General features: G+C 60.7%; 17 protein-coding genes. 10 read left to right on the top strand and 7 right to left on the bottom strand.

Annotated elements, in window-relative coordinates; genetic code table 11:
* Nucleotides 1-39 precede the first annotated feature (39 nt).
* From relA to HU739_RS21710, 3 genes are all read left to right on the top strand, one after another.
* Nucleotides 40-2283 (top strand): GTP diphosphokinase, encoded by a 2244-nt coding sequence (gene relA / locus HU739_RS21720; protein ID WP_039757831.1) that lies wholly within the window; start codon nt 40-42, stop codon nt 2281-2283.
* Between the two features lie 133 nt (nt 2284-2416).
* Complete coding sequence (gene mazG / locus HU739_RS21715; protein ID WP_186551737.1) at nt 2417-3250, top strand: nucleoside triphosphate pyrophosphohydrolase; 834 nt, start codon at nt 2417-2419, stop codon at nt 3248-3250.
* 26 nt (nt 3251-3276) lie between these two features.
* Nucleotides 3277-3819: a DUF2058 domain-containing protein gene (locus tag HU739_RS21710; protein ID WP_186551738.1), complete on the top strand. Its 543-nt coding sequence runs from the start codon at nt 3277-3279 to the stop codon at nt 3817-3819.
* 54 nt (nt 3820-3873) lie between these two features.
* Here HU739_RS21710 and HU739_RS21705 read toward each other — a convergent pair whose 3' ends face one another.
* The 6 genes from HU739_RS21705 to HU739_RS21680 all read right to left on the bottom strand — a co-directional run bounded on the left by HU739_RS21705 (nt 3874) and on the right by HU739_RS21680 (nt 11407).
* Nucleotides 3874-4062: a hypothetical protein gene (locus HU739_RS21705; protein WP_186551739.1), complete on the bottom strand. Its 189-nt coding sequence runs from the start codon at nt 4060-4062 to the stop codon at nt 3874-3876.
* 391 nt (nt 4063-4453) lie between these two features.
* Entirely contained in the window at nt 4454-5674 is a 1221-nt protein-coding gene (gene fabB / locus HU739_RS21700; RefSeq protein WP_186529698.1) for a beta-ketoacyl-ACP synthase I, read from the bottom strand.
* An 11-nt stretch (nt 5675-5685) separates the two neighbouring features.
* Nucleotides 5686-6201 (bottom strand): 3-hydroxyacyl-[acyl-carrier-protein] dehydratase FabA, encoded by a 516-nt coding sequence (gene fabA, locus HU739_RS21695; RefSeq protein WP_024013962.1) that lies wholly within the window; start codon nt 6199-6201, stop codon nt 5686-5688.
* A 247-nt stretch (nt 6202-6448) separates the two neighbouring features.
* Nucleotides 6449-8353, bottom strand: a complete 1905-nt coding sequence (locus tag HU739_RS21690; RefSeq protein WP_186551740.1) for an ATP-binding protein — start codon at nt 8351-8353, stop codon at nt 6449-6451.
* Entirely contained in the window at nt 8350-9282 is a 933-nt protein-coding gene (locus HU739_RS21685) for an ABC transporter substrate-binding protein (protein WP_186551741.1), read from the bottom strand. The genes HU739_RS21690 and HU739_RS21685 overlap by 4 nt, the downstream gene beginning before the upstream one ends.
* 1 nt (nt 9283) lies before the next feature.
* Entirely contained in the window at nt 9284-11407 is a 2124-nt protein-coding gene (locus HU739_RS21680) for a TonB-dependent receptor plug domain-containing protein (RefSeq protein ID WP_186551742.1), read from the bottom strand.
* 196 nt (nt 11408-11603) lie between these two features.
* Here HU739_RS21680 and HU739_RS21675 point away from each other — a divergent pair, with 196 nt between their 5' ends.
* The 5 genes from HU739_RS21675 to HU739_RS21655 all read left to right on the top strand — a co-directional run bounded on the left by HU739_RS21675 (nt 11604) and on the right by HU739_RS21655 (nt 15781).
* Complete coding sequence (locus HU739_RS21675; RefSeq protein WP_186551743.1) at nt 11604-12629, top strand: NAD(P)H-dependent glycerol-3-phosphate dehydrogenase; 1026 nt, start codon at nt 11604-11606, stop codon at nt 12627-12629.
* Nucleotides 12630-12645: 16 nt separating this feature from the next.
* Nucleotides 12646-12993 carry a DUF4389 domain-containing protein gene (locus HU739_RS21670; protein WP_186551744.1) on the top strand — a complete coding sequence of 116 codons (348 nt, stop codon included), beginning with the start codon at nt 12646-12648 and terminating at the stop codon, nt 12991-12993.
* On the top strand, nt 12990-13442 hold the full coding sequence (gene sixA, locus HU739_RS21665) for a phosphohistidine phosphatase SixA (protein WP_186551745.1): 453 nt from the start codon (nt 12990-12992) through the stop codon (nt 13440-13442). Before HU739_RS21670 ends, sixA begins: the two co-directional genes overlap by 4 nt.
* Before the next feature lie 208 nt (nt 13443-13650).
* The gene (locus HU739_RS21660) at nt 13651-15306 is read left to right on the top strand and encodes an AMP-binding protein (RefSeq protein ID WP_186551746.1); all 1656 of its coding nucleotides are present in this window, start codon (nt 13651-13653) and stop codon (nt 15304-15306) included.
* A gap of 31 nt (nt 15307-15337) precedes the next feature.
* Complete coding sequence (locus HU739_RS21655) at nt 15338-15781, top strand: hotdog fold thioesterase (protein ID WP_186551747.1); 444 nt, start codon at nt 15338-15340, stop codon at nt 15779-15781.
* 30 nt (nt 15782-15811) lie between these two features.
* Here HU739_RS21655 and HU739_RS21650 read toward each other — a convergent pair whose 3' ends face one another.
* Nucleotides 15812-18778: an RHS repeat domain-containing protein gene (locus HU739_RS21650; RefSeq protein WP_186551748.1), complete on the bottom strand. Its 2967-nt coding sequence runs from the start codon at nt 18776-18778 to the stop codon at nt 15812-15814.
* 221 nt (nt 18779-18999) lie between these two features.
* On the opposite strand from HU739_RS21650, the gene HU739_RS21645 reads away from it, so the two are divergent.
* Nucleotides 19000-19806 (top strand): alpha/beta fold hydrolase, encoded by an 807-nt coding sequence (locus HU739_RS21645; RefSeq protein ID WP_186551749.1) that lies wholly within the window; start codon nt 19000-19002, stop codon nt 19804-19806.
* A complete protein-coding gene (locus tag HU739_RS21640) occupies nt 19803-20657 on the top strand; it encodes an alpha/beta hydrolase (protein ID WP_186551750.1) in 855 nt (284 codons plus the stop codon). The genes HU739_RS21645 and HU739_RS21640 overlap by 4 nt, the downstream gene beginning before the upstream one ends.
* Nucleotides 20658-20750 lie beyond the last annotated feature (93 nt).

The following is a 20750-nucleotide window of genomic DNA, read 5'->3' as shown; positions in this document are numbered from 1 at the left end:
TGACGCATTGAATCTGCGTCGTAGGGAAGGTAAAGCAGCATGGTACAGGTGAGAGCACACCAGCCGATCAACACTGACGGCAGTATCAACCTCGAGGCCTGGCTCGATCATGCGGTCAGTGTCGATCTGGCACTGGATCGCGAGGCCTTGAAAGAAGCCTGCGAGTTCGCTCGCGAGGCCGAACAACAGTCCAATGCCAAGAAGAATCTGTGGGCCGAAGGCTCCGGCAGTTTCAGTACTGGCCTGGAAATCGCCGAGATTCTTGCCGACCTCAAGCTCGATCAGGATTCGCTGGTCGCGGCGGTCCTGTATCGCGGCGTGCGCGAAGGCCAGATCGAACTCGCCGCAGTCGGCCAGCGCTTCGGCCCGGTGGTGGCCAAGCTGATCGACGGCGTGCAGCGCATGGCGGCCATCAGCGCCAGCCTCAGCCCTCGGCAATCGATGGTCATGGGCACGCAGGGGCAGGTGGAAAACCTGCGCAAGATGCTCGTCGCCATGGTTGACGATGTGCGCGTCGCGTTGATCAAACTGGCCGAGCGCACCTGCGCCATTCGTGCGGTGAAAACCGCCGACGATGAAAAGCGCAACCGCGTCGCCCGGGAAGTCTTCGACATCTATGCGCCGCTAGCGCACCGGCTCGGCATCGGTCATATCAAATGGGAACTGGAGGACCTGTCCTTCCGTTACCTGGAACCGGATCAATACAAACAGATCGCCAAGTTGCTCCACGAGCGACGTCTGGACCGCGAGCGTTTCATCAGCGACGTGATGACCCAGCTCAAGGACGAATTGCAGGCCACCGGCGTCGACGCCGACATCAGCGGCCGGGCCAAACACATTTATTCGATCTGGCGCAAAATGCAGCGCAAGGGTCTGGAGTTCAGCCAGATCTACGACGTGCGCGCCGTGCGCGTGCTGGTCCCGGAAATGCGCGATTGCTACACCGCACTTGGCATCGTCCATACCCTGTGGCGGCACATCCCTAAGGAATTCGACGACTACATCGCCAACCCGAAAGAGAACGGCTACCGCTCGCTGCACACTGCCGTGATCGGCCCGGAAGGCAAAGTGCTTGAGGTGCAGATCCGCACCCACTCGATGCACGAAGAAGCCGAACTCGGCGTCTGCGCGCACTGGCGCTACAAGGGCACCGACGTCAAATCCGGCTCGAACCATTACGAAGAGAAAATCTCCTGGCTGCGTCAGGTCCTCGAATGGCACGAAGAACTCGGTGACATCGGCGGTCTGGCCGAACAGCTGCGGGTCGATATCGAGCCGGATCGGGTTTACATCTTCACCCCTGACGGTCACGCCATCGACTTGCCGAAAGGCGCGACGCCGCTGGATTTCGCCTATCGCGTACACACCGAGATCGGCCACAACTGCCGGGGCGCGAAGATCAACGGGCGTATCGTGCCGCTCAACTACAGCCTGCAAACCGGCGAGCAGGTCGAGATCATTACCAGCAAGCACGGCACGCCGAGTCGCGACTGGCTGAACCCGAACCTCGGTTACGTCACCACCTCGCGGGCGCGGGCGAAGATTGTTCACTGGTTCAAGTTGCAGGCTCGCGATCAGAACGTTGCAGCGGGTAAAACCCTGATCGAGCGCGAACTCAATCGCCTTGGTCTACCGGCGGTGGATTTCGACAAGCTGGCCGAAAAGGCCAACATGAAAACCGCCGAAGACATGTTCGCCGCCCTCGGTGCCGGCGACCTGCGTCAGGCGCACCTGGTCAACCTCGCGCAGCAACTGGTCGAGCCGGAGCGCGGCAACGAGCAGCTGGAGCTGATTCCACGCAAGGCCACCGGTTACAAACCGGGCAAGCGCGGCGATATCCAGATTCAGGGCGTCGGCAACCTGATGACGCAAATGGCCGGCTGCTGCCAGCCGCTGCCGGGCGACGCGATTGTCGGCTACATCACCCAGGGCCGCGGTGTGAGCATTCACCGTCAGGACTGCGCCTCGGTGCTGCAACTGGGCGGGCGCGAGCCGGAGCGGATCATTCAGGTCAGTTGGGGGCCGGTGCCGGTGCTCACCTATCCGGTGGACATCATCATCCGCGCCTACGACCGTTCCGGGCTGCTGCGTGACGTTTCGCAGGTGCTGCTCAACGAGCGCATCAACGTGCTGGCGGTCAACACCCGTTCGAACAAGGAAGACAACACGGCGCTGATGTCCCTGACCATCGAGATTCCCGGTCTGGATGCGCTGGGCCGCTTGCTGGGGCGCATTTCGCAATTGCCGAACATCATCGAAACGCGGCGTAACCGTACCCCGTGAAGATCGACGCCAATCAACTGTGGGAGCGGGCTTGCTCGCGAAGAGGTCGTGTCAGTCGATATTTGCGCTGAATGACACACCGCATTCGCGAGCAAGCCCGCTCCCACATTGATCTAGTGTAGAGACATAACAGATGTATTCATTGGAAGATCTGCTCCATCTCATGAACCGCCTGCGCGATCCGCAGTTCGGTTGCCCGTGGGACATCAAGCAAACCTACGCGACCATCGTCCCGCACACGTTGGAGGAAGCCTACGAAGTGGCCGATGCCATCGAGCGCGGCGATCTCGATCATTTGCAGGGCGAACTGGGCGATCTGTTGTTTCAGGTGGTGTATTACAGCCAATTGGCCAAGGAAGAAGGGCGGTTTGAATTCGCCGGGGTGATCGACAGCATCACCCGCAAGCTGATCCGCCGCCATCCGCACGTGTTTCCCACCGGCGATCTGTATGCGCCGCTCGACGTGCCACGCTTGAGCGAAGAGCAGGTCAAACAGCGCTGGGAACAAATCAAAGCCGAAGAGCGCGCCGAGAAAGCCTCGGCGCCCGAACAGTTGTCCTTGCTCGACGATGTGCCGACGACGTTGCCGGCACTGTCGCGCTCGGCCAAGTTGCAAAAGCGTGCCGGGCAGGTCGGTTTCGACTGGCCGGACGCCTTGCCGGTACTCGACAAGGTGCGCGAAGAGCTCGATGAAGTGCTCGAAGCCATGTCGGAAAATGATCCGGTGGCCGTAGCGGACGAGATCGGCGACCTGCTGTTTTCCGTGGTCAATCTGGCCCGCCACCTGAAGGTCGACCCGGAAACTGCGCTGCGTGGCGCCAACGGCAAATTTGAAAGACGTTTCCGTTTTATCGAACAGGCATTGCGCGACACCCACCGTCCCATGGAAGATTGCACCCTCGAAGAGTTGGACGCCCTGTGGGGCGAAGCCAAACGCCAGGAAAAGAATGAGCCCAGCTGCGGCTGAGCCGTTGCCCAAGTGAGTAAGCATTAATGAGCCTTTCCCTTCGCGACCAGTTGCTCAAGGCAGGACTGGTCAATCAAAAGCAGGCCAAGCAGGTCAGCAAAGACAAGCAGAAGCAGCAGCGTCTGGCTCACAAAGGCCAGATCGAACTGGATGATTCGCAGCAGCGCGCAGCCCAGGAAGCCATGGCCGAGAAGGTCAAGCGCGATCAGGAACTGAACCGTCAGCAGAAAGAGAAGGCTGAAGCCAAGGCCCGCGCCGCGCAGGTCAAGCAGTTGATCGAAGTCTCGCGTCTGCCCAAGCTGACCACCGAGGACTACTACAACTTCGTCGATGACAAGAAGGTCAAGCGCATCTCGGTCAACACGCTGATGCGCAACAAGCTCAGCAGCGGCTCGCTGGCGATCGTGCACCATAACGGTGGCTACGAAGTGATCCCCCGTGAAGCGGCGCTGAAGATCCAGGAGCGCGATCCGCAGCGCATCGTTCAGCTCAACGTGCAGACCGAAGAGGTCAACGCCGAGGACGATCCGTACGCGGCCTATCAGATCCCTGACGATCTGATGTGGTAAGCGATTGTGGCGAGGGAGCTTGCTCCCTCGCCACAATGTGCAATGTTCGCCTGATCAGGCGGACTTCAGATCTCTTTGCTGTTCCTGCACTTCCAGTTCGGCCTTGTAGTTGTGGGCATCGATCTCGTTGTGGAACATGCCGACCAGCAAGTCTTGTTGATGCACATCCCAGATACGGATACCGGCGGCCAGGCCTTCGTGGGACATGTGTGAATCGTCGCGTTCAGTTACTTTTACAGTCATCTGCTAGCTCCAATTTTTTCAGGTTCTGCAGCAAGGCATGTGCAGGACTCTGTTATAGATTTTGTTAGCCAGCTAAGTAAACCGCCGATGGGCGCAAGGTGTTGTTGCGAATTTCGTAACAGTGCTGCAGGCCGCGTAAACCGCGACATTCGGTCGCAGGGCAATTGGTTTCATGACAAAGGTTTCATTTTCAGAACACCGCAAACCCCTTGTAGGAGTGAGCCTGCTCGCGATCGCGGAGTGTCAGTCACCGCTGATATTGACTGATCCACCGCTATCGCGAGCAGGCTCACTCCTACACAGATGTGTGTCGGCCATGAGTTTTATATCAGCCAAAAAAAACGCCCCGAACCAGTCGGGGCGTTTTCATGTGTCGCTCAGCAGCGGGGAATTACTTGCCTTCCCAGCGCTTCAACACCAGCGTGGCGTTGGTGCCGCCGAAACCGAAGCTGTTGCTCATCACGGTGTTGAGGGTGGCGTTCTCGCGGGTTTTGGTCAGCACCGGCAGATCGGCCACTTCCGGGTCGAGCTCGTCGATGTTGGCGGAACCGGCAATGAAGTTGCCTTCCATCATCAGCATGCAGTAGATCGCTTCGTGAACGCCGGCGGCGCCTAGGGAGTGACCGGACAGGCTCTTGGTCGAGCTGATGGCTGGAGCCTTGTCGCCGAACACTTCACGCACACCTTTCATTTCCGCGACGTCGCCGACCGGAGTCGAGGTGCCGTGGGTGTTCAGGTAGTCGATCGGGGTGTCGACAGTCGACAGCGCCTGCTGCATGCAGCGGATCGCGCCTTCGCCACTTGGGGCGACCATGTCGTAGCCGTCGGAGGTGGCGCCGTAGCCAACGATCTCGGCGTAGATTTTCGCGCCACGGGCCAGCGCGTGTTCCAGCTCCTCAACAACAACCATGCCGCCGCCGCCAGCGATGACGAAGCCGTCACGGTCCTTGTCATAGGCGCGGGAGGCTTGTTCCGGGGTGTCGTTACGCTTGCTGGACAAGGCGCCCATGGCGTCGAACAGGAACGACTGGCTCCAGTGCTCTTCTTCACCGCCACCGGCGAAGACGATGTCCTGCTTGCCCATCTGGATCTGTTCCATGGCGGTACCGATGCAGTGAGCACTGGTGGCGCAGGCAGAAGCGATGGAATAGTTCAGGCCCTTGATCTTGAACGGCGTGGCCAGGCAAGCGGAAACGGTGCTGCTCATGGTCCGCGTAACGCGGTACGGGCCGACGCGTTTCACGCCTTTCTCGCGGAGGATGTCCAGCGCTTCCATCTGGTTCAGCGTGGAAGCACCGCCGGAGCCGGCGATCAGGCCGGTACGCGGGTTGGACACTTGCTCTTCGGTCAGGCCGGAGTCAGTGATCGCGTCTTTCATGGCCAGGTAGGCGTAAGCCGCTGCGTGGCCGACGAAGCGATAGATCTTGCGATCGATCAGCTCTTCAAGGTTGAGGTCAATGGAGCCGGAAACCTGGCTACGCAGACCCATTTCAGCATATTCCGGGTTGAACCGGATGCCAGGGCGGCTTGCACGCAGGTTAGCGGAGACGGTCTCTTTGTCATTGCCCAGGCACGAAACAATGCCCAGACCAGTGATAACGACGCGGCGCATGCGAATAACCCTTAGAAGTTGTCAGTGGAGGTGAACACGCCGACCCGGAGGCCTTCGGCGGTGTAGATTTCGCGTCCGTCGACACTGACCGAACCATCGGCGATGGCCATGTTCAGCTTGCCCTTGAGGACGCGCTTGATATGAATGTTGTAGGTGACTTTCTTGGCGGTCGGCAGCACCTGGCCGAAGAATTTCACTTCGCCCGAACCCAGCGCACGGCCGCGGCCCGGCAGACCCTGCCAGCCGAGGAAGAAACCGACCAGCTGCCACATGGCATCCAGGCCCAGGCAGCCCGGCATCACCGGATCGCCTTCGAAATGACAGGCGAAGAACCACAGGTCAGGGTTGATATCCAGCTCGGCGACCAATTCACCTTTGCCGTACTTGCCGCCTTCTTCGCTGATATGGGTGATGCGATCCACCATCAGCATGTTCGGGGCGGGCAATTGCGCGTTACCTGGGCCGAACAGCTCACCGCGACTGCAGCGCAGCAGGTCTTCCCGAGTAAAGGCGTTTTGTTTGGTCATGCGAGCTCCTCAATAATCCCATGCGGCAGGTGGGGCAAATCTTCCCGACCGTTCAAAGCGTTCATGCCTCGAACCGGCAGCCTACTCATAGACTATTGCGTTGTGGTGAAAGTCACAGCACCAAGGACATGAATGTACACTTGTGCACTGAAATTTTTATACAAGCCCCTTTCGAGGCTCGTTCGGGTGCCTAAGACTGCCGCACTTTCGCTTTTCACGCCAGTCGCAGATGGTCGAAAAACCGTCACTACCGCACCCAGCGCTGCAGAATCTGCTGTAGGTCGTTGCGTTTGAACGGCTTCGCCAGGTAATCGTTCATGCCCGCTGCCAGACAGGCTTCCCGGTCGCCCTGCAAGGCGTTGGCGGTCAGCGCGATGATCGGTACGTCGCGGCGTCCGGGCAGTTCGCGAATCTGCCGCGTGGCTTCATAGCCGTCGATGATCGGCAGACGGCAGTCCATCAGAATCACCTCGAATTCGCCGCCCTCGGCACTGCGCACCGCTTGCGCGCCATCGGTCGCCACGCTGACGGCGAAACCGAGGCTGCGCAGCATCGCTTCGATCACGGTCTGATTGACCGGATTGTCCTCGACCAGCAACACCTGTCGCCCTTCACCCTGACCACTGCCGTTCAAGGCTCGTGGCGCAGCCTGTGGCGGCAGTGCCTGTTTATACAGCGCCAAAGGAATTTCCAGCGTGAACACCGAACCGCGACCTTCCTCGCTCTGCGCGCGCAAGGTGCCGCCCATGCGTTCGGCGAGGGTGCGGGCAATCGGCAAACCCAGGCCGGTGCCGCCATAACGCCGGGAAATCGAACTGTCGGCCTGCTGGAACGCGTTGAACATCAACTCCAGGCTTTCGGAAGAAATACCGATGCCGCTGTCACGCACCGAACAGGTGAACCACAGCAGTTCATGATCGAGCGACTGCCATTGTGCTTCGATGCTGACCCGGCCCTGCTCGGTGAACTTCAGCGCATTGCCGACCAGATTGACCAGAATCTGCCGGATTCGGGTCGGGTCGCCCTGAACCTGCAAGCCGCGCATGTCGTCCGGGATCCGCAGATTCAGCGCCAGGCCACGCTGCACAGCGCTGTGCTGGAACGACTGCGCACAGGCGCCGATCAGTTCGGCGAGGTTGAATGGAATGTGCTCCAGCTCCAGTTCCGAACGCTCGATCCGCGAGAAATCAAGAATGTCGTTGATGACCTTCAGCAGATGTTCGGTGGATTCTGACGCGAGTGCGGCGTATTCGACCTGCTCTTCGGTCATCTCGGTGGTTTCGAGCAATTGCAACATGCCCAGCACACCGTTCATGGGCGTGCGCAGTTCATGGCTCATCATCGCCAGGAAATCGGACTTGGCGTTGTTGGCCTTTTCCGCTTCCTCGCGGGTCTGGATCAGTTGCGCCATCGCCTGATGCTGCTCGCGGCTGGCCTGCTCCAGCGCCTGGGCGAGGTTGTTGATGTGCTGCGACAGCGCACCCAGTTCGGTGTCATCGACAATCGGCAACGGGGTTTTATAGTCGCCTTCCTGAATCGCCTTGACGGCATCGCCGATGTCGCGGATCGGCTGCGACAGGCTGCCGGCCAGGCGCCGCGCCAAAATAAACGTGAAGAGCAATGCGAACAGCGCGAGGATCGCGGCCTTGAACACGATTTCCTGCTGACGCTGGCTGAACGCATCGTTGGACAGGCCGACGATTACCCGGCCCAGATAATCCTCGCTGGCCCCGCTTTTGCTGACGTTGGCGTCCTGGAAAAAATCATTGTGCAAGGCAATCCGTTGCAGGCGCACCGGCGCCTGAAACACTTCGACCTGATGCGGACGGCTGTGGGCCGCCGCCGGTTGCTCGACGTACACGAGAATCCGGTTGGCGCTGTCCTGCACTTCCAGAAAACGCACATTGGGCGTGGCCAGGGTCGCTTTCAGCAGGCTCTCCAGCACTTCGTTGTTACCGGAAATCACTCCGTATTCGGTGGCAGGCGCCAACTGGTTGGCGATCAGTTGGCCGGTGTGGTTCAGCTCCTGGCGCAGATCCTGAATCCGCACGAAGGTAAAGAAACTGATCAGCAGCAAGGTCAGCAGCAAGGCCGGGCCGAGGCTGATCAGTTGGGTGCGGGTGTTGATGTCCCAACGGCGACGGAAAGTCATGGGCGCGGTTCTCCTTCGGCCAGCGCAGTGGCGGCAGACGCTTCATTGAGCGGTTCGATGCCTAAGGAACGAGCCACTTGCGCATTACTTGAGACTTTGAATCGCTCGGGATAGAGCGCGCGCGGCCAGGTTGCCGGCGGCTGGTCGAGCAAGCGGTCGAGGATGCTCAGCCAATCGCTCTGATCGCTGTAGGTGCTGGCCAGGCTGCCGGCGCGTACGAACGCAACGTTGGGGCCGACCAGGGCCACCTGTCGCGAGTAGCTGCTGAGCAGCAGGTTTTTCGCGGTTTTCGGGTTGTACAGATCGGGATCGTCGAGGCCCAGCAATACATCGCTGTTTTTCAACAGCGCTTGCAAGGGCCGACTGTCATGGGTGTCGTCCCAGCGCTCGCTGACGATGTGCAGGTTCAACGGTTGCGCGGCCAGGTTCAGCTCTTTGAGCAGGAACTCGCTGTGCTGATCGAACAGCACGCCGACCCGTCGGGCCTGCGGCAATATTCGCCGGATCAGTTGCAACTGTCGGCTCAGCGGCGGATCGCTCCACAGCAGGCTCAAGCGCGCCGGCTGTGAATCACCAAAGCGCTGCCGTGCCTGCAAGCGGCTGATACGCAGCACCAGCGTGGCCGGGCCTTGTGAGTCTTGCCGGCGCCAATCCAGCGCGGGCAGGTCGAGCAGGATCAAGCGCAGGCTTGCCGGCAATTTGCCCGCCGCCGGCAGACTCGCCAGCGGCTGGAAGCGCACGTTATCGGTGGGGCGCAATTCGCTGAGCGCCTGAACGAACGCCTGCACGCCGGGGCTTTCCTCGGCACCGGTCAGCAGAATATCGGCTGCCTGCACCGCGACGCCGTGCAGCCATGCCGTCACAAACAGACAGAATCCGGCCAGCCAGTGGCCGGCGCTTGGCATCTTCCGTGACAGGCCGTTGCGCATGCTAGAACTCCAGCTCGGCACTGAAGTACATCAATCGGCGCTCGTCATCGTTGTTATCGACAAAAGTGCTCGGCTCGTGATCGAGGCGCTGCTGCAACACCCCGGCCAGTTGCAACTGCGCCTTGCCCAGCGGAATACGTTTGGCGATGCGTGTGTCGATCCGTTCGAAGCGGTAGCCATTGAGGGCGTTGTCGCCGTAATAGAAGACGGCGCTGTTCCAGCCATGCCCCCAATCGCGCAGCCAGCCGGCGGAACCGCTGTTGCGCGAGGTGAACTGCTGATCCAGCGGATTGCTCGCCTGGGCATCGACAAAGGCATAGGTGAAACGCAAGCGGTCGGCCACGCTCACGCGCCAATCCAGTTGGGTTTCCGTGCCGCGAAAGCGTGAGCTGTTGGCGTTGCTGGCAATGTACTGGTTGTTGCGCAGCGGCTCGCTGATCATCCCGGTGATTTCGTCATAGAACAGCTTCACATCCAGCGCCAGGCCGAGTTCGGCGAAATAGCCGTTGTAACCCAATTCCCGCGAGCGCATGTGTTCCTGATCGAGATCGCCGGGGCCGCGGGTCTGGACGAAATAACGCGCCGACGACTGTCCATACGCCGAGGGCCGCAGCTTGCTGACCTGATAGCTCCAGTTGACGTTGTTCTCGAACATGTCCGGCGAGCGAATCGCTTCGGAGTACACCGCACGCAGGCCGTGGCGCGGGTTGATCAGGTAGTTGATCGCGAAGCGAGGGGTCAGCGAACTGCCGACCAGTTGCGTGTCCTCGAACATCGCCCCGCCCTGTAACAGCCAATGTTCACTGGCGCGCCACTCGAGTTGGCCGAAGGTGCGCCAAGTGGTGTCGTCGAGCGTGCCGTTGAAATACGTTTCGGAGTCGGCGCGGTCGTAGCGATAGTTCATGCCGCTGACCAGACGCAGGCTGTCGGACAGGCTGAGGGTATCTTGCAGTTCAAGGTCGTAGCGCGATTCGCGGGCGCTCTGGTCGATGTCACCGCACAGGGTTCGACTGGCGCCGTTGCGCCATTGACCGAGCACTTGATTGGCCAGCGCCATCTCCTGCGGTGTGCCGGGTGCCGCGCCGGGGCCGGTGAATTGGCTGATGTTGCGCGCCAGGCGTTCGGTGTAGTTGGGGTTCAGTTGCCACAGTTGCGCCAGTTGCGGGCTGAACGAGACCTCGGCGTCGCAGGCGCGCCAGGTCTGCTGACGATCCCAGTGTTGGACCGAGCCTTGTACGTAAAGGCTGTGTTCGGGGTTGATGTCGAGGTTCCAGCGCACCGAGCCGGCGTAATCCTTGGCCACCACGTCGGAATTATTCCCGGCGGCGGTAGTCCCTGAGAACACCGGGCGGTAGGTATAGGGCCGCTGATTGCTGCCGTCCTTGGCGTTGAGTTGCCAGTCGAGGCTCTGGTCATCGCTCAGGGTGTGACTGACGGCGAGACTCAGGCGATTCAAGCGGCGGCTGTCGCGGTAGTCGGCGCCGCTGCGATCGCTGTCGAAACCGTCGTCCTCCTGGCCGGACAGCGACAGGCGCAGATCACCGCCGTTCCAGCCGGTGCCCTGGCTCGCATAGAAGTCGCTGATGCCGCGTTGGCCGCGGGTGTACTTCAGCCGCGTGCCATGGCTGTCCGCGGGGTGGCGGGTGATGATGTTGATCACCGCCATCAGCGCGTTGGCGCCGTAGCTGACGGTGTTCGGCCCGCGAAACACTTCGATGCGTTCGACGTCTTCCAGGGCCACCGGAATATCGCTCCAGTCCACCGTGGCCAAGCCTGCGCGGTACACCGAGCGGCCATCGATCAACACCTGCATGCGCCGCGCGCCGGTGGCATTAGTGCCGTGGTAATTGACCGCGGCCTGATTGCCGTTGAGGTGGCCGACCATCATCCCCGGAACCAGGCGCAGCAGCTCGCTGATGTCACGGGCACCGCTGGCGCCGATCAGTTCGCTGTCGAGTACGGTCATGCTCCCCGGCACTTGTGCCGGTGTCTGTTTCAGGCGCGTGGCGGTCAGCACCTGCGGCAGCGTCTGGCTGTCGACAAACAGATCGTCGGCCTGCAGCAGCGGGCTGAACAGCAGCGCCAGCAGCACAGACGAACGCGGTGGGGGAGGGCCAAAAAACACAACGCAGCCTATAGAGCGAAGAATTGGCGCGCATGTTAACCGAGGGCAGCGACTTTTCCAGTCACGTTGTAGGCATTTTCCTAGGTTTTGTTGGTCTTCTTCCTACAAGTGTCGGTAATTGACGCAGGGGCTGGCCGCGACCGGGTCGCCCCGTATAATGCCGGCATCGCCACTGGTATGGATTAACGGATTGCATATGACTGAACAGCGCCCGATTGCGGTCCTGGGAGGCGGAAGTTTTGGTACCGCCGTGGCCAATCTGTTGGCCGAGAACGGCCATCAAGTCCGGCAGTGGATGCGTGACCCCGAGCAGGCCGAGGCCATCCGGGTCAATCGCGAAAACCCGCGTTACCTCAAAGGCATCAAGATTCTGCCGGGCGTGACTGCCGTCACCGACCTGCAGGCCACCCTCGACGCCTGCGAGTTGTGCTTCGTCGCGCTGCCGTCCAGCGCACTGCGCACGGTGCTCGCCGCCCACGCCGAGCGGTTGAGCGGCAAGATGCTGGTCAGCCTGACCAAAGGCATCGAAGCCCAGACGTTCAAACTGATGAGCCAGATCCTCGAAGAGATCGCCCCGCAGGCGCGCATTGGCGTGTTGTCCGGGCCGAACCTGGCGCGGGAAATCGCCGAACATGCGCTGACCGCGACGGTGGTCGCCAGTGAAGACGAAGCGCTGTGCAAGCAGGTGCAAGCCGCGCTGCACGGTCGCACCTTTCGTGTGTACGCCAGCGCCGACCGCTTTGGTGTCGAGCTGGGCGGGGCGCTGAAAAATGTCTACGCGATCATCGCCGGCATGGCGGTGGCGCTGGACATGGGCGAGAACACCAAAAGCATGCTGATCACCCGCGCTCTGGCAGAGATGACTCGTTTCGCGGTGAATCAAGGGGCCAATCCGATGACTTTCCTCGGCCTGGCCGGGGTCGGTGATCTGATCGTTACCTGTTCCTCGCCCAAGAGCCGCAACTATCAGGTCGGTTTCGCCCTCGGCCAGGGCCTGAGCCTCGACGAAGCCGTGTCGCGCCTGGGGGAAGTCGCCGAAGGGGTCAACACGCTCAAAGTGCTCAAGGCCAAATCGCAAGAGGTCGGCGTGTACATGCCGCTGGTCGCCGGTCTGCACGCGATTCTCTTCGAAGGACGCACGCTGGAGCAGGTGATCGGTCTACTGATGCGCGCCGAGCCAAAAACCGACGTCGATTTCATTTCCACCAGCGGTTTCAACTGAGTCAACGGGAAGAGCCATGAACGATCCGAAAACCGAAGCCAAGTACGAATCCATCCTCCTGCGGGTGTTGTGGATGATTGTCTATGTGCTGGTCTGGCAAGTGGCGCAGTTCATCCTCGGCGCCGTGGTGCTGGTGCAACTGATCTACCGTCTGATCTACGGTGCGCCGAGCGCCAGCCTGATGAATTTTGGCGACAGCCTGAGCCAGTTTCTCGCTCAGATTGGCCGTTTCGGCAGTTTTCACAGCGACCAGAAACCCTGGCCGTTCGCCGACTGGCCAACGCCGCGCACCCCGGAAGGCGAAGCGCCGCACACCGTCGCCCCGGCCGCGCATCCGGTGCGCGATGAGGAGCCCAAGCTATGAAACTCTGGGTGCTGCGTCATGGTGAGGCGGTGCCTTACGGCTCGAAGATCGATTCCGAGCGAGAACTGACCGAACATGGCCGTAAAGAAGTCCTGAGCAGCGCCGCTCATTTAATGGGGCAGCCGTTGACGGCGATCTATGCCAGCCCTTATCTGCGCGCGCAGCAAACCGCGCAGATTGTTCGCGAGGCGTTGGGCTTTGAGCCGGAGATTCGCACCGTCGATTGGCTGACACCGGAGAGCGATCCGGACAAAGTCGCCGAGCAATTGGTCTCGGTCAGCAATGTATTGCTGGTCAGCCATAACCCTTTGGTGGGCAATCTGCTCAGCTATCTGCAGCACGGCGCCGGGCATCCGCCGGAGCGGGTCAGTACGGCGGGGCTGGCGGAGCTTGAGCACAGTGAACTGCTGATTGGCTCGATGAAGCTCAACAGCCTCAAACACCCTTAAGGCATACACCGCTCCCCTTGTAGGAGTGAGCCTGCTCGCGATGGCGGTGTGACAGGCAACATCGCCGCTGACTGACACACCGCCATCGCGAGCAGGCTCACTCCTACAGAGGCTATCTGCATCTGAAATTATTTGTTTGAAAAATCCAACCAAGCACTTGCTTGGTTGACTACGCTTGCTCCAGACCAAAAAAACAGGAGCGAGTCGCATGTCTGCCGCCTTCCGTTTGCCGCTGGATGTGTTTTACGAACGCGAAGCGCGGCACCCGCGCCAGCGCTTCCTTGTGCAGCCCATCGGCGGCGGGCAGGTCGAGACACTGACCTGGGCCGACGTCGGCCATCAGGCCCGTTGCGCCGCGCACTGGCTACGCGCCCGCGAATTGCCGTCCGGCAGTCATATCGCGCTGATCTCGAAAAACTGCGCGCACTGGATCATTGCCGACCTGGCGATCTGGATGGCCGGACACGTCTCGGTGCCGCTGTACCCCAACCTCACGGCCGAATCGGTGGCGCAGGTGCTCACTCACTCGCAAAGCGTGCTGGCGTTCATCGGCAAACTCGATGATTGGGCGGGCATGTCCCAGGGCGTGCCGGCGGGCTTGCCGACTATCAGCCTGCCGCTGCATCCGTCCGGCGCGTTCGATTTCAGTTGGGCGGACCTGCAAGGTTGTTCGCCGATTCAGGACGACCCGCGTCCCGCCGCCGAGCAACTGGCGACCATTATTTACACCTCCGGCACCACCGGCCTGCCCAAGGGCGTGATGCACAGTTTCGCTAATCTTGGTTTCGCCACCAGTCGCGGCACGCAGTTGTTCGGTCTCAACGAGAACGATCGACTGCTGTCGTATTTGCCGCTGTGCCATGTCGCCGAGCGCATGTTTGTCGAGCTGGCGTCGATCTACACCGGGCAGACGGTGTTTTTCGCTGAGAGCCTCGATACTTTCATCATCGACCTCAAGCGGGCGCGGCCGACCGCGATGTTCGGCGTGCCGCGCATCTGGACCAAGTTCCAGATGGGCGTGTACAGCAAGATCCCGGCGAAACGTCTGGATTTTCTCCTCGGCCTGCCGTTGATTGGCAAACGGGTCGGGCACAAGGTGCTGGCGGGTCTGGGGCTGGATGCCTTGCGTGTGGCGTTGTCCGGCGCCGCGCCCGTGCCGCCGACCCTGCTCGCCTGGTATCAGAAACTCGGCCTCGATGTGCTGGAGGTCTACGGCATGACCGAGGGTTGCGGCTACTCGCATATCTGCCTGCCCGGCGAGTACCGGCAAGGCTGGATCGGCAAACCTTGCCCGGAGGTCGAAGTGCGCATCGATGCGTCCGGTGAAGTACAAGTGCGCAGCCGGGCGAACATGCTCGGCTATTTCAAGGAACCGCAAAAAACCGCCGAGACCCTGACCGAAGACGGCTTTCTGCGCACCGGCGACAAGGGCGAGCAGGACAGCGAAGGGCGCCTGCGCCTGACCGGGCGGCTCAAGGAAATCTTCAAGACCAGCAAAGGCAAATACGTCGCGCCGGCGCCTATCGAGAATCGCCTGGCGGTGCATTCGCGAATCGAACAGGTCTGTGTGGTGGGCGATGGTTTGAGTGCGCCGTTAGGCTTGTGTGTGCTGTCCTCGGTCAGCCAGGACGAGGGGCGGGTGAGTCTGCAGACGAGCCTGGAAAAACTGCTGGAGGAGGTCAATGCTGTGCTCGACAAGCATGAGCGCCTGCACCGGCTGGTGGTGGTCAAGGACAGTTGGGCCGTGGAAAACGGCTTTCTCACGCCGACCCTGAAAATCAAGCGCAACGTGATCGAAGACCGTTATGGCGCCCGTTTCGAAGAATGGAGCGAGCGCCGCGAGGCGGTGCTGTGGCAGGATTGAGTGACGACTAAAACAACAAGGGAAGTCTGCAATGAGCCTGTGGCGTACCACTCCAAACATCGAGCAGTTGAACGCGATTCAGAAAAACACCATCGGTGAAGTGCTCGACATCCGCTTCGAAGCGTTCGACGAGCAATCGCTGACGGCGAGCATGGTCATCGACCATCGCACTCACCAACCGTACGGCTTGCTGCACGGCGGCGCCTCGGTGGTGCTGGCGGAAACCGTCGGTTCGATGGCCAGTTATCTGTGTATCGATGCCAGCAACTTTTACTGCGTAGGGCTGGAGATCAACGCCAACCACCTGCGCGGCTTGCGCAGTGGACGGGTGACAGCGGTGGCCACGCCGATTCACATTGGCCGTACCACCCATGTCTGGGATATCCGCCTGACCAGCGACGAAGGCAAGGCCAGTTGCGTGTCGCGCCTGACCATGGCGGTGGTGCCGCTGGGAGAGCAGCCGCCGCTGCGGTGAGGGCAGCGGTAAGGCGATAGCATCACCTGCTTAAAAGTTGAGTTGCGCTCGGGAATATTTTCGCTGACCAGGACTGGTTTCGCTAACAAAGTAGACTTGGTCGACGTCGGTTGGTGGGCTTTCGGCACCGACCTCGTTTTTTTCAACGTCCCACGAAGTCCTTCCCAGTTCTGCGCTCAGGCCAGGCTTGGCAATCGTGACAAACGTCGAGCGTATGTCGCCGATCGCGCTCACGACTGCACGGCTCACCGCCGTTCGGGTGTGTGGGTCCAACGTGTCGTAGCCAGGGATCTGTGATAAAGCCAGATTGGCGACCTGCCCCAACGATAAAAAGAAATGACGGCTGCTGTAGCCGACCACGGCGTTTTCCTGATTGAAGGTCGGTTCGCGATCATTCGAGGGGATGGTCGGGGTTCCCCTCAGCCCTCTCACGACTGAGGCAGCGGCAGCACTGGCAGCCGTGACTGCCGAGACGGAAAGAACGGACTGCAACACATTTCCGGTTGCATCCGTGCCAAACAGCATTGAGCCGCCGAACCCGGTGGCGCCTGCTGCCAACCCTGCGCCAGCTACGCTGGCCGCTCCCGTGAGCGGATCGACACGGCCCACAGCGGGATTGCTCGGACCGGCATTGGCCAGATACTGCGCCGACATTTCGCGAAACAGGGTACCGAAGGCGCTGCCAATCTGGCCCGCCGCGGCTGCATTCCCGCGTGGATCGAGCATCCCGAGCAGGGACGGCGCAGCGCCCAGGGCCGCACCTATTACAGCACCGCCGATTTTCGCAGCCAGAGGTCCCCAATCTGCCGCGGAACTGATGTGCATAGAGCTTTGCGCCCAGTTGGCGCCGGCATAGCCGCTTATGCCACCCGTTACGGCACCCGCCAAAGCACCTCCAATGCTCACCGCAACGTTCGCCGGCGGCAGGAAACCCACGAAGGCCGCTTGCGCGGCGGTGGCAAAAGCTGCGCTGACAAACTCTCGCGTGGCTGTCGCACCCGCTGCCCTGGCGGTATCCAATCCGGTCAGTCCTTGGCGGTCGACAAACCTTACGGGATTGCCGCGCACCATCAAGTATCGATTCATACCATCGGTGATGCCCACCGGATCCGGGCTGATCCAGCGCATCAACCAAGGCGCATAGAAGCGCTGGCCATAATAATAAAGGCCGGTGGCATCAAGCTCCTGGCCTGCGTAGCGGCGGGTCTTGTAACGGGCCTGTAGCTGATCGGGCCCTGCCCACCACGAGGTGCCACCGTAGGGAAAATAGTTCTCTTCACAAATAGTGTTGCCCTGATCGTCGAGCACCAGCATGTTCGAGCCCAGATGATTGCTGAACTGGTAGCGATACTGATCGGCAACCATGCCCTCGGTAGCCCAGTGCAGGACTTCAACAGCACAACGTCCTGCCTGCACTGAAATGACGTGCAAGGTTTCATCGGCTCTATTGCGTATTTCCAGCTCTGGCAGATAGCGCGTTTCATGCAGTTGCACGATTGCTGCCGTTTGTACGAGGCGGACTTTGCGCTTGCGCTGACCCGCGCCGTCGTACGCATAGCGCTCGCAGTCGTTTGCAGCATCCTTGCGCCTGACCTGATCGACCTGGAGCAATCGTCCGCCAGCACTCCACTGCAACATCTGGCCGGGCTGGAGCGTTTTCCGGTTGCCGTTGATATCGAAGCCGGCGGCAATTTCCAGTTCGTCGGGCAGTGTGCCGCTGATCGTTTGTTCCATGCCGCGATTGCTGTATCTGGAAATCGCCGTGCGCTGCGTCCAACTCTTGCTTGCGGCACTGTGAACCAGGGTGGTGAGGTTGCCGGCCTCATCATAGGTGTACGTCTGGCGGTAGTTTTCGAGCTGGGCGGAATCTGGTGGAGAGCTGAAGATCGGCTCCGCGGGACCATTGACCGTGCTGCTTCGCTGCCAGCCCGTGGCACCGATCAATTGGTAGAGGCTGTCATAAATAAACGACGAAACAGGGTTGATCGTCTGGTTGCGAAAAAAGCGCGTGGGCTGGGCCATATCCTCGACACTGAGGATGTTGCCGACTGGATCGTAGCGATAGAGCAGATGTTGCAGGGCAGGGCGCCCGTCCGTTCCGGCAATGATCTCAACAAGTCGACCGCTCTGTGGATCGTAGAAATTCTGGCTTATCACGCCATTGGCGGCCGCTTGGCGCACCACCTGATCGTCCGCGTTGTACTGGATGTCGTGCAGCAACAGTCTGGGATGCGAGTCTTGCGCGACTTTCAGACTGATTTGCTTGAGTTGTCCGGCGACGTTCAGTTGGAGTCGCTTTTGATTGCTCATGGCGTCTTGCTGGCTGATCGTCTCCCCCAAGGCGTTATAGCAGACATGGGTAGTTGCACCACTCCCGGACTCGTGGAGCAGGTCTCTTTCCGCCAAGGCTGGCGGCCAGTCCGGCTCGTTAATTTCACTGAGAAAGTGCCGTACACACCTGATTGGCTCACCGTTGAGGGTGTATTCAGGAAAAAACTCGCTGCCAGCACTGTCATCATGGCGAATCATGCGGTCGCATTGGTTGTGCGCTGCGCACGATGGCGAGCTGTCGCCGTAACTGAAAAAACCGCTGTTTCTGGCACTTGTGCCCAGTACCTGTTCAACGAGACTGATGGGACGCAGCCGCAAGTCATAGAAGGTCAGCGTCTGTGTCATCTGCCCGTCCCACTCGATGAGGCGTTGTCCTGCCGCGCCTGGCAAGGTCAGCCGAAGTGCGCCATCAACACTGTCGCTTGAAAGGGACCGGCCGGAGAGGCTGGAAATCAACTTCAGGTTTGGGCGGGCATCCGGTTCGCGCTGTTGCAGCGCATACAGGCGTGGATCGCAGGCGTCAGTCAGTCGACCGGCAGCGTTGTAGCGTTGGCGATAAATACGCGGGTCGGTCGGCCCACCGGGGGTTTCACGACAATAGGACACCGTGGCAATGTTCAGCCCACGTGAATCCATCACGGAAACCGTCGGTGTATGCGTGTGCATGAAGCAGCCATCCCGAGTTCGTGGACCTGATTCGTTTATCGTGCACAGGAAGCCAGCGGTCAACTGTCAGAAATTACAGGTCGTCGAAGTTTGCGACGACTGGCCTGACGTCAGTATGGATAAAACAACATCGCCACTATTCGTGGCCGTTACGGTCATTGCTGTCCGCGCGGGTCTTGCGGACAATCATCCTCATGTTTTCGCCCACTGGATTTGCCCGCATGTCGCAACCGATCTTTTTCGCCCACGCCAACGGCTTTCCCTCGGGCACCTATGGCAAGTTGTTCGCGGCGCTGGCGCCCGAGTACCGGGTTGCACATTTACAGCAGCACGCCCACGACCCGCGTTTTCCGGCGGATGACAACTGGTACAACCTGGTCGATGAACTGATCCATCACTTGCAGCAGCAGGACCAACCGGTGTGGGGCGTCGGTCATTCCTTTGGTGGCGTGCTCCATTTGCACGCGGCGTTGCGTTGTCCTGAGCTGTATCGCGGGGTGGTGATGCTCGATTCGCCAGTGCTGACCCGCACCGATCAATGGGTGATTCGTGCGGCCAAGCGCTTCGGGTTCATCGACCGGCTGACCCCGGCCGGGCGTACGCTCGGGCGTCGTGAAGAGTTCGCCGATCTCGATAGCGCGCGCAGTTATTTCGCTGGCAAAAGCCTGTTTCGCGGATTCGACCCGGAATGCTTCGATGCGTACCTGCAACACGGGCTGCATCGGGTAGACGACAAGCTGCGGCTGCGTTTCGACCCGGCCACTGAAATCAGCATTTATCGCGGCGTGCCGCATACCAGTCCCGGGCGCACCCGGCAATTGCAGGTGCCGCTGGCCGTGGTGCGCGGACACAAAAGCCGTGTGGTGATGCGTCACCACACCCGTTTTGTTTCGCGTCTGCCACAAGGCGAGGCGCTGAGCATGCCCGGCGGGCACATGTTTCCGCTTGAGCGCCCGCAGGACACCGCACGGTTGCTCAAGAGTCTGTTCGCTCGCTGGGAAAGCCGTCAGGCTCAGGATTGCGCATGAGCCCGACGTTCGAAGAAGTGCGTTTGAGCCTGCCGCATATCGAACTGGCGGCGCATTTGTTCGGCCCCGAGAACGGCTTGCCGGTGATCGCCCTGCACGGCTGGCTCGATAACGCCAACAGCTTTGCCCGCCTCGCGCCCAAACTCAAAGGCTTGCGCATCATTGCGCTGGACATGGCCGGACACGGACATTCCGGGCACCGGCCGAACGGCGCCGGCTATGCGCTGTGGGATTACGCCCACGACGTTTTGCAGGTCGCCGAGCAACTGGGCTGGAAGCGTTTCGGCCTGCTCGGGCATTCGATGGGCGCTATCGTGTCGATGGTGCTGGCGGGGTCGCTGCCGGAGCGGATCAGCCATCTGGCGCTGATCGATGGGGTGATTCCACCGACCGACAAAGGCGAAAACGCTGCCGAGCGGATGGGCATGGCCCTGCAAGCCCAACTGGATCTGCGGGAAAAACGCAAACCGGTCTACACCACACTCGACCGAGCGATCGAAGCGCGCATGAAAGGCCTGGTGGCGGTCAGTCGCGAAGCGGCCGAGCTGCTGGCCCAGCGCGGTCTGATGCCGGTGCCCGGCGGTTATACCTGGCGCACCGACAATCGCCTGACCCTGCCATCGCCGCTGCGCCTGACCGAGGAACAGGCGATGGCGTTCGCGCTTCGAGTCAGTTGTCCGGCGCACCTGGTGGTTGCGGCTGACGGCATGTTGGCCAGGCATCCCGAACTGCTGGAGCGTCTGCCCTTTAGCCATAAACCGCTGCCGGGCGGGCACCATTTGCACCTGAACGATGAGGCCGGCGCGGATCTTGTCGCAGACTGTTTCAATCGCTTCTTCGCCATTCCTTGACTTGCTGCGGGCAACTGCCGAGGCTGGGCGGGTTGAAATGGGAGATAACCACGATGGATGTCTACACCGCTGCACCCCCGATTTGCCACGCCT

The sequence above is a fragment of the Pseudomonas hamedanensis genome (assembly GCF_014268595.2).
Classification (GTDB): domain Bacteria; phylum Pseudomonadota; class Gammaproteobacteria; order Pseudomonadales; family Pseudomonadaceae; genus Aquipseudomonas; species Aquipseudomonas hamedanensis.
Note: the sequence above shows the minus strand (reverse complement) of the source record. Positions and strands in the feature narration are given on the sequence as shown.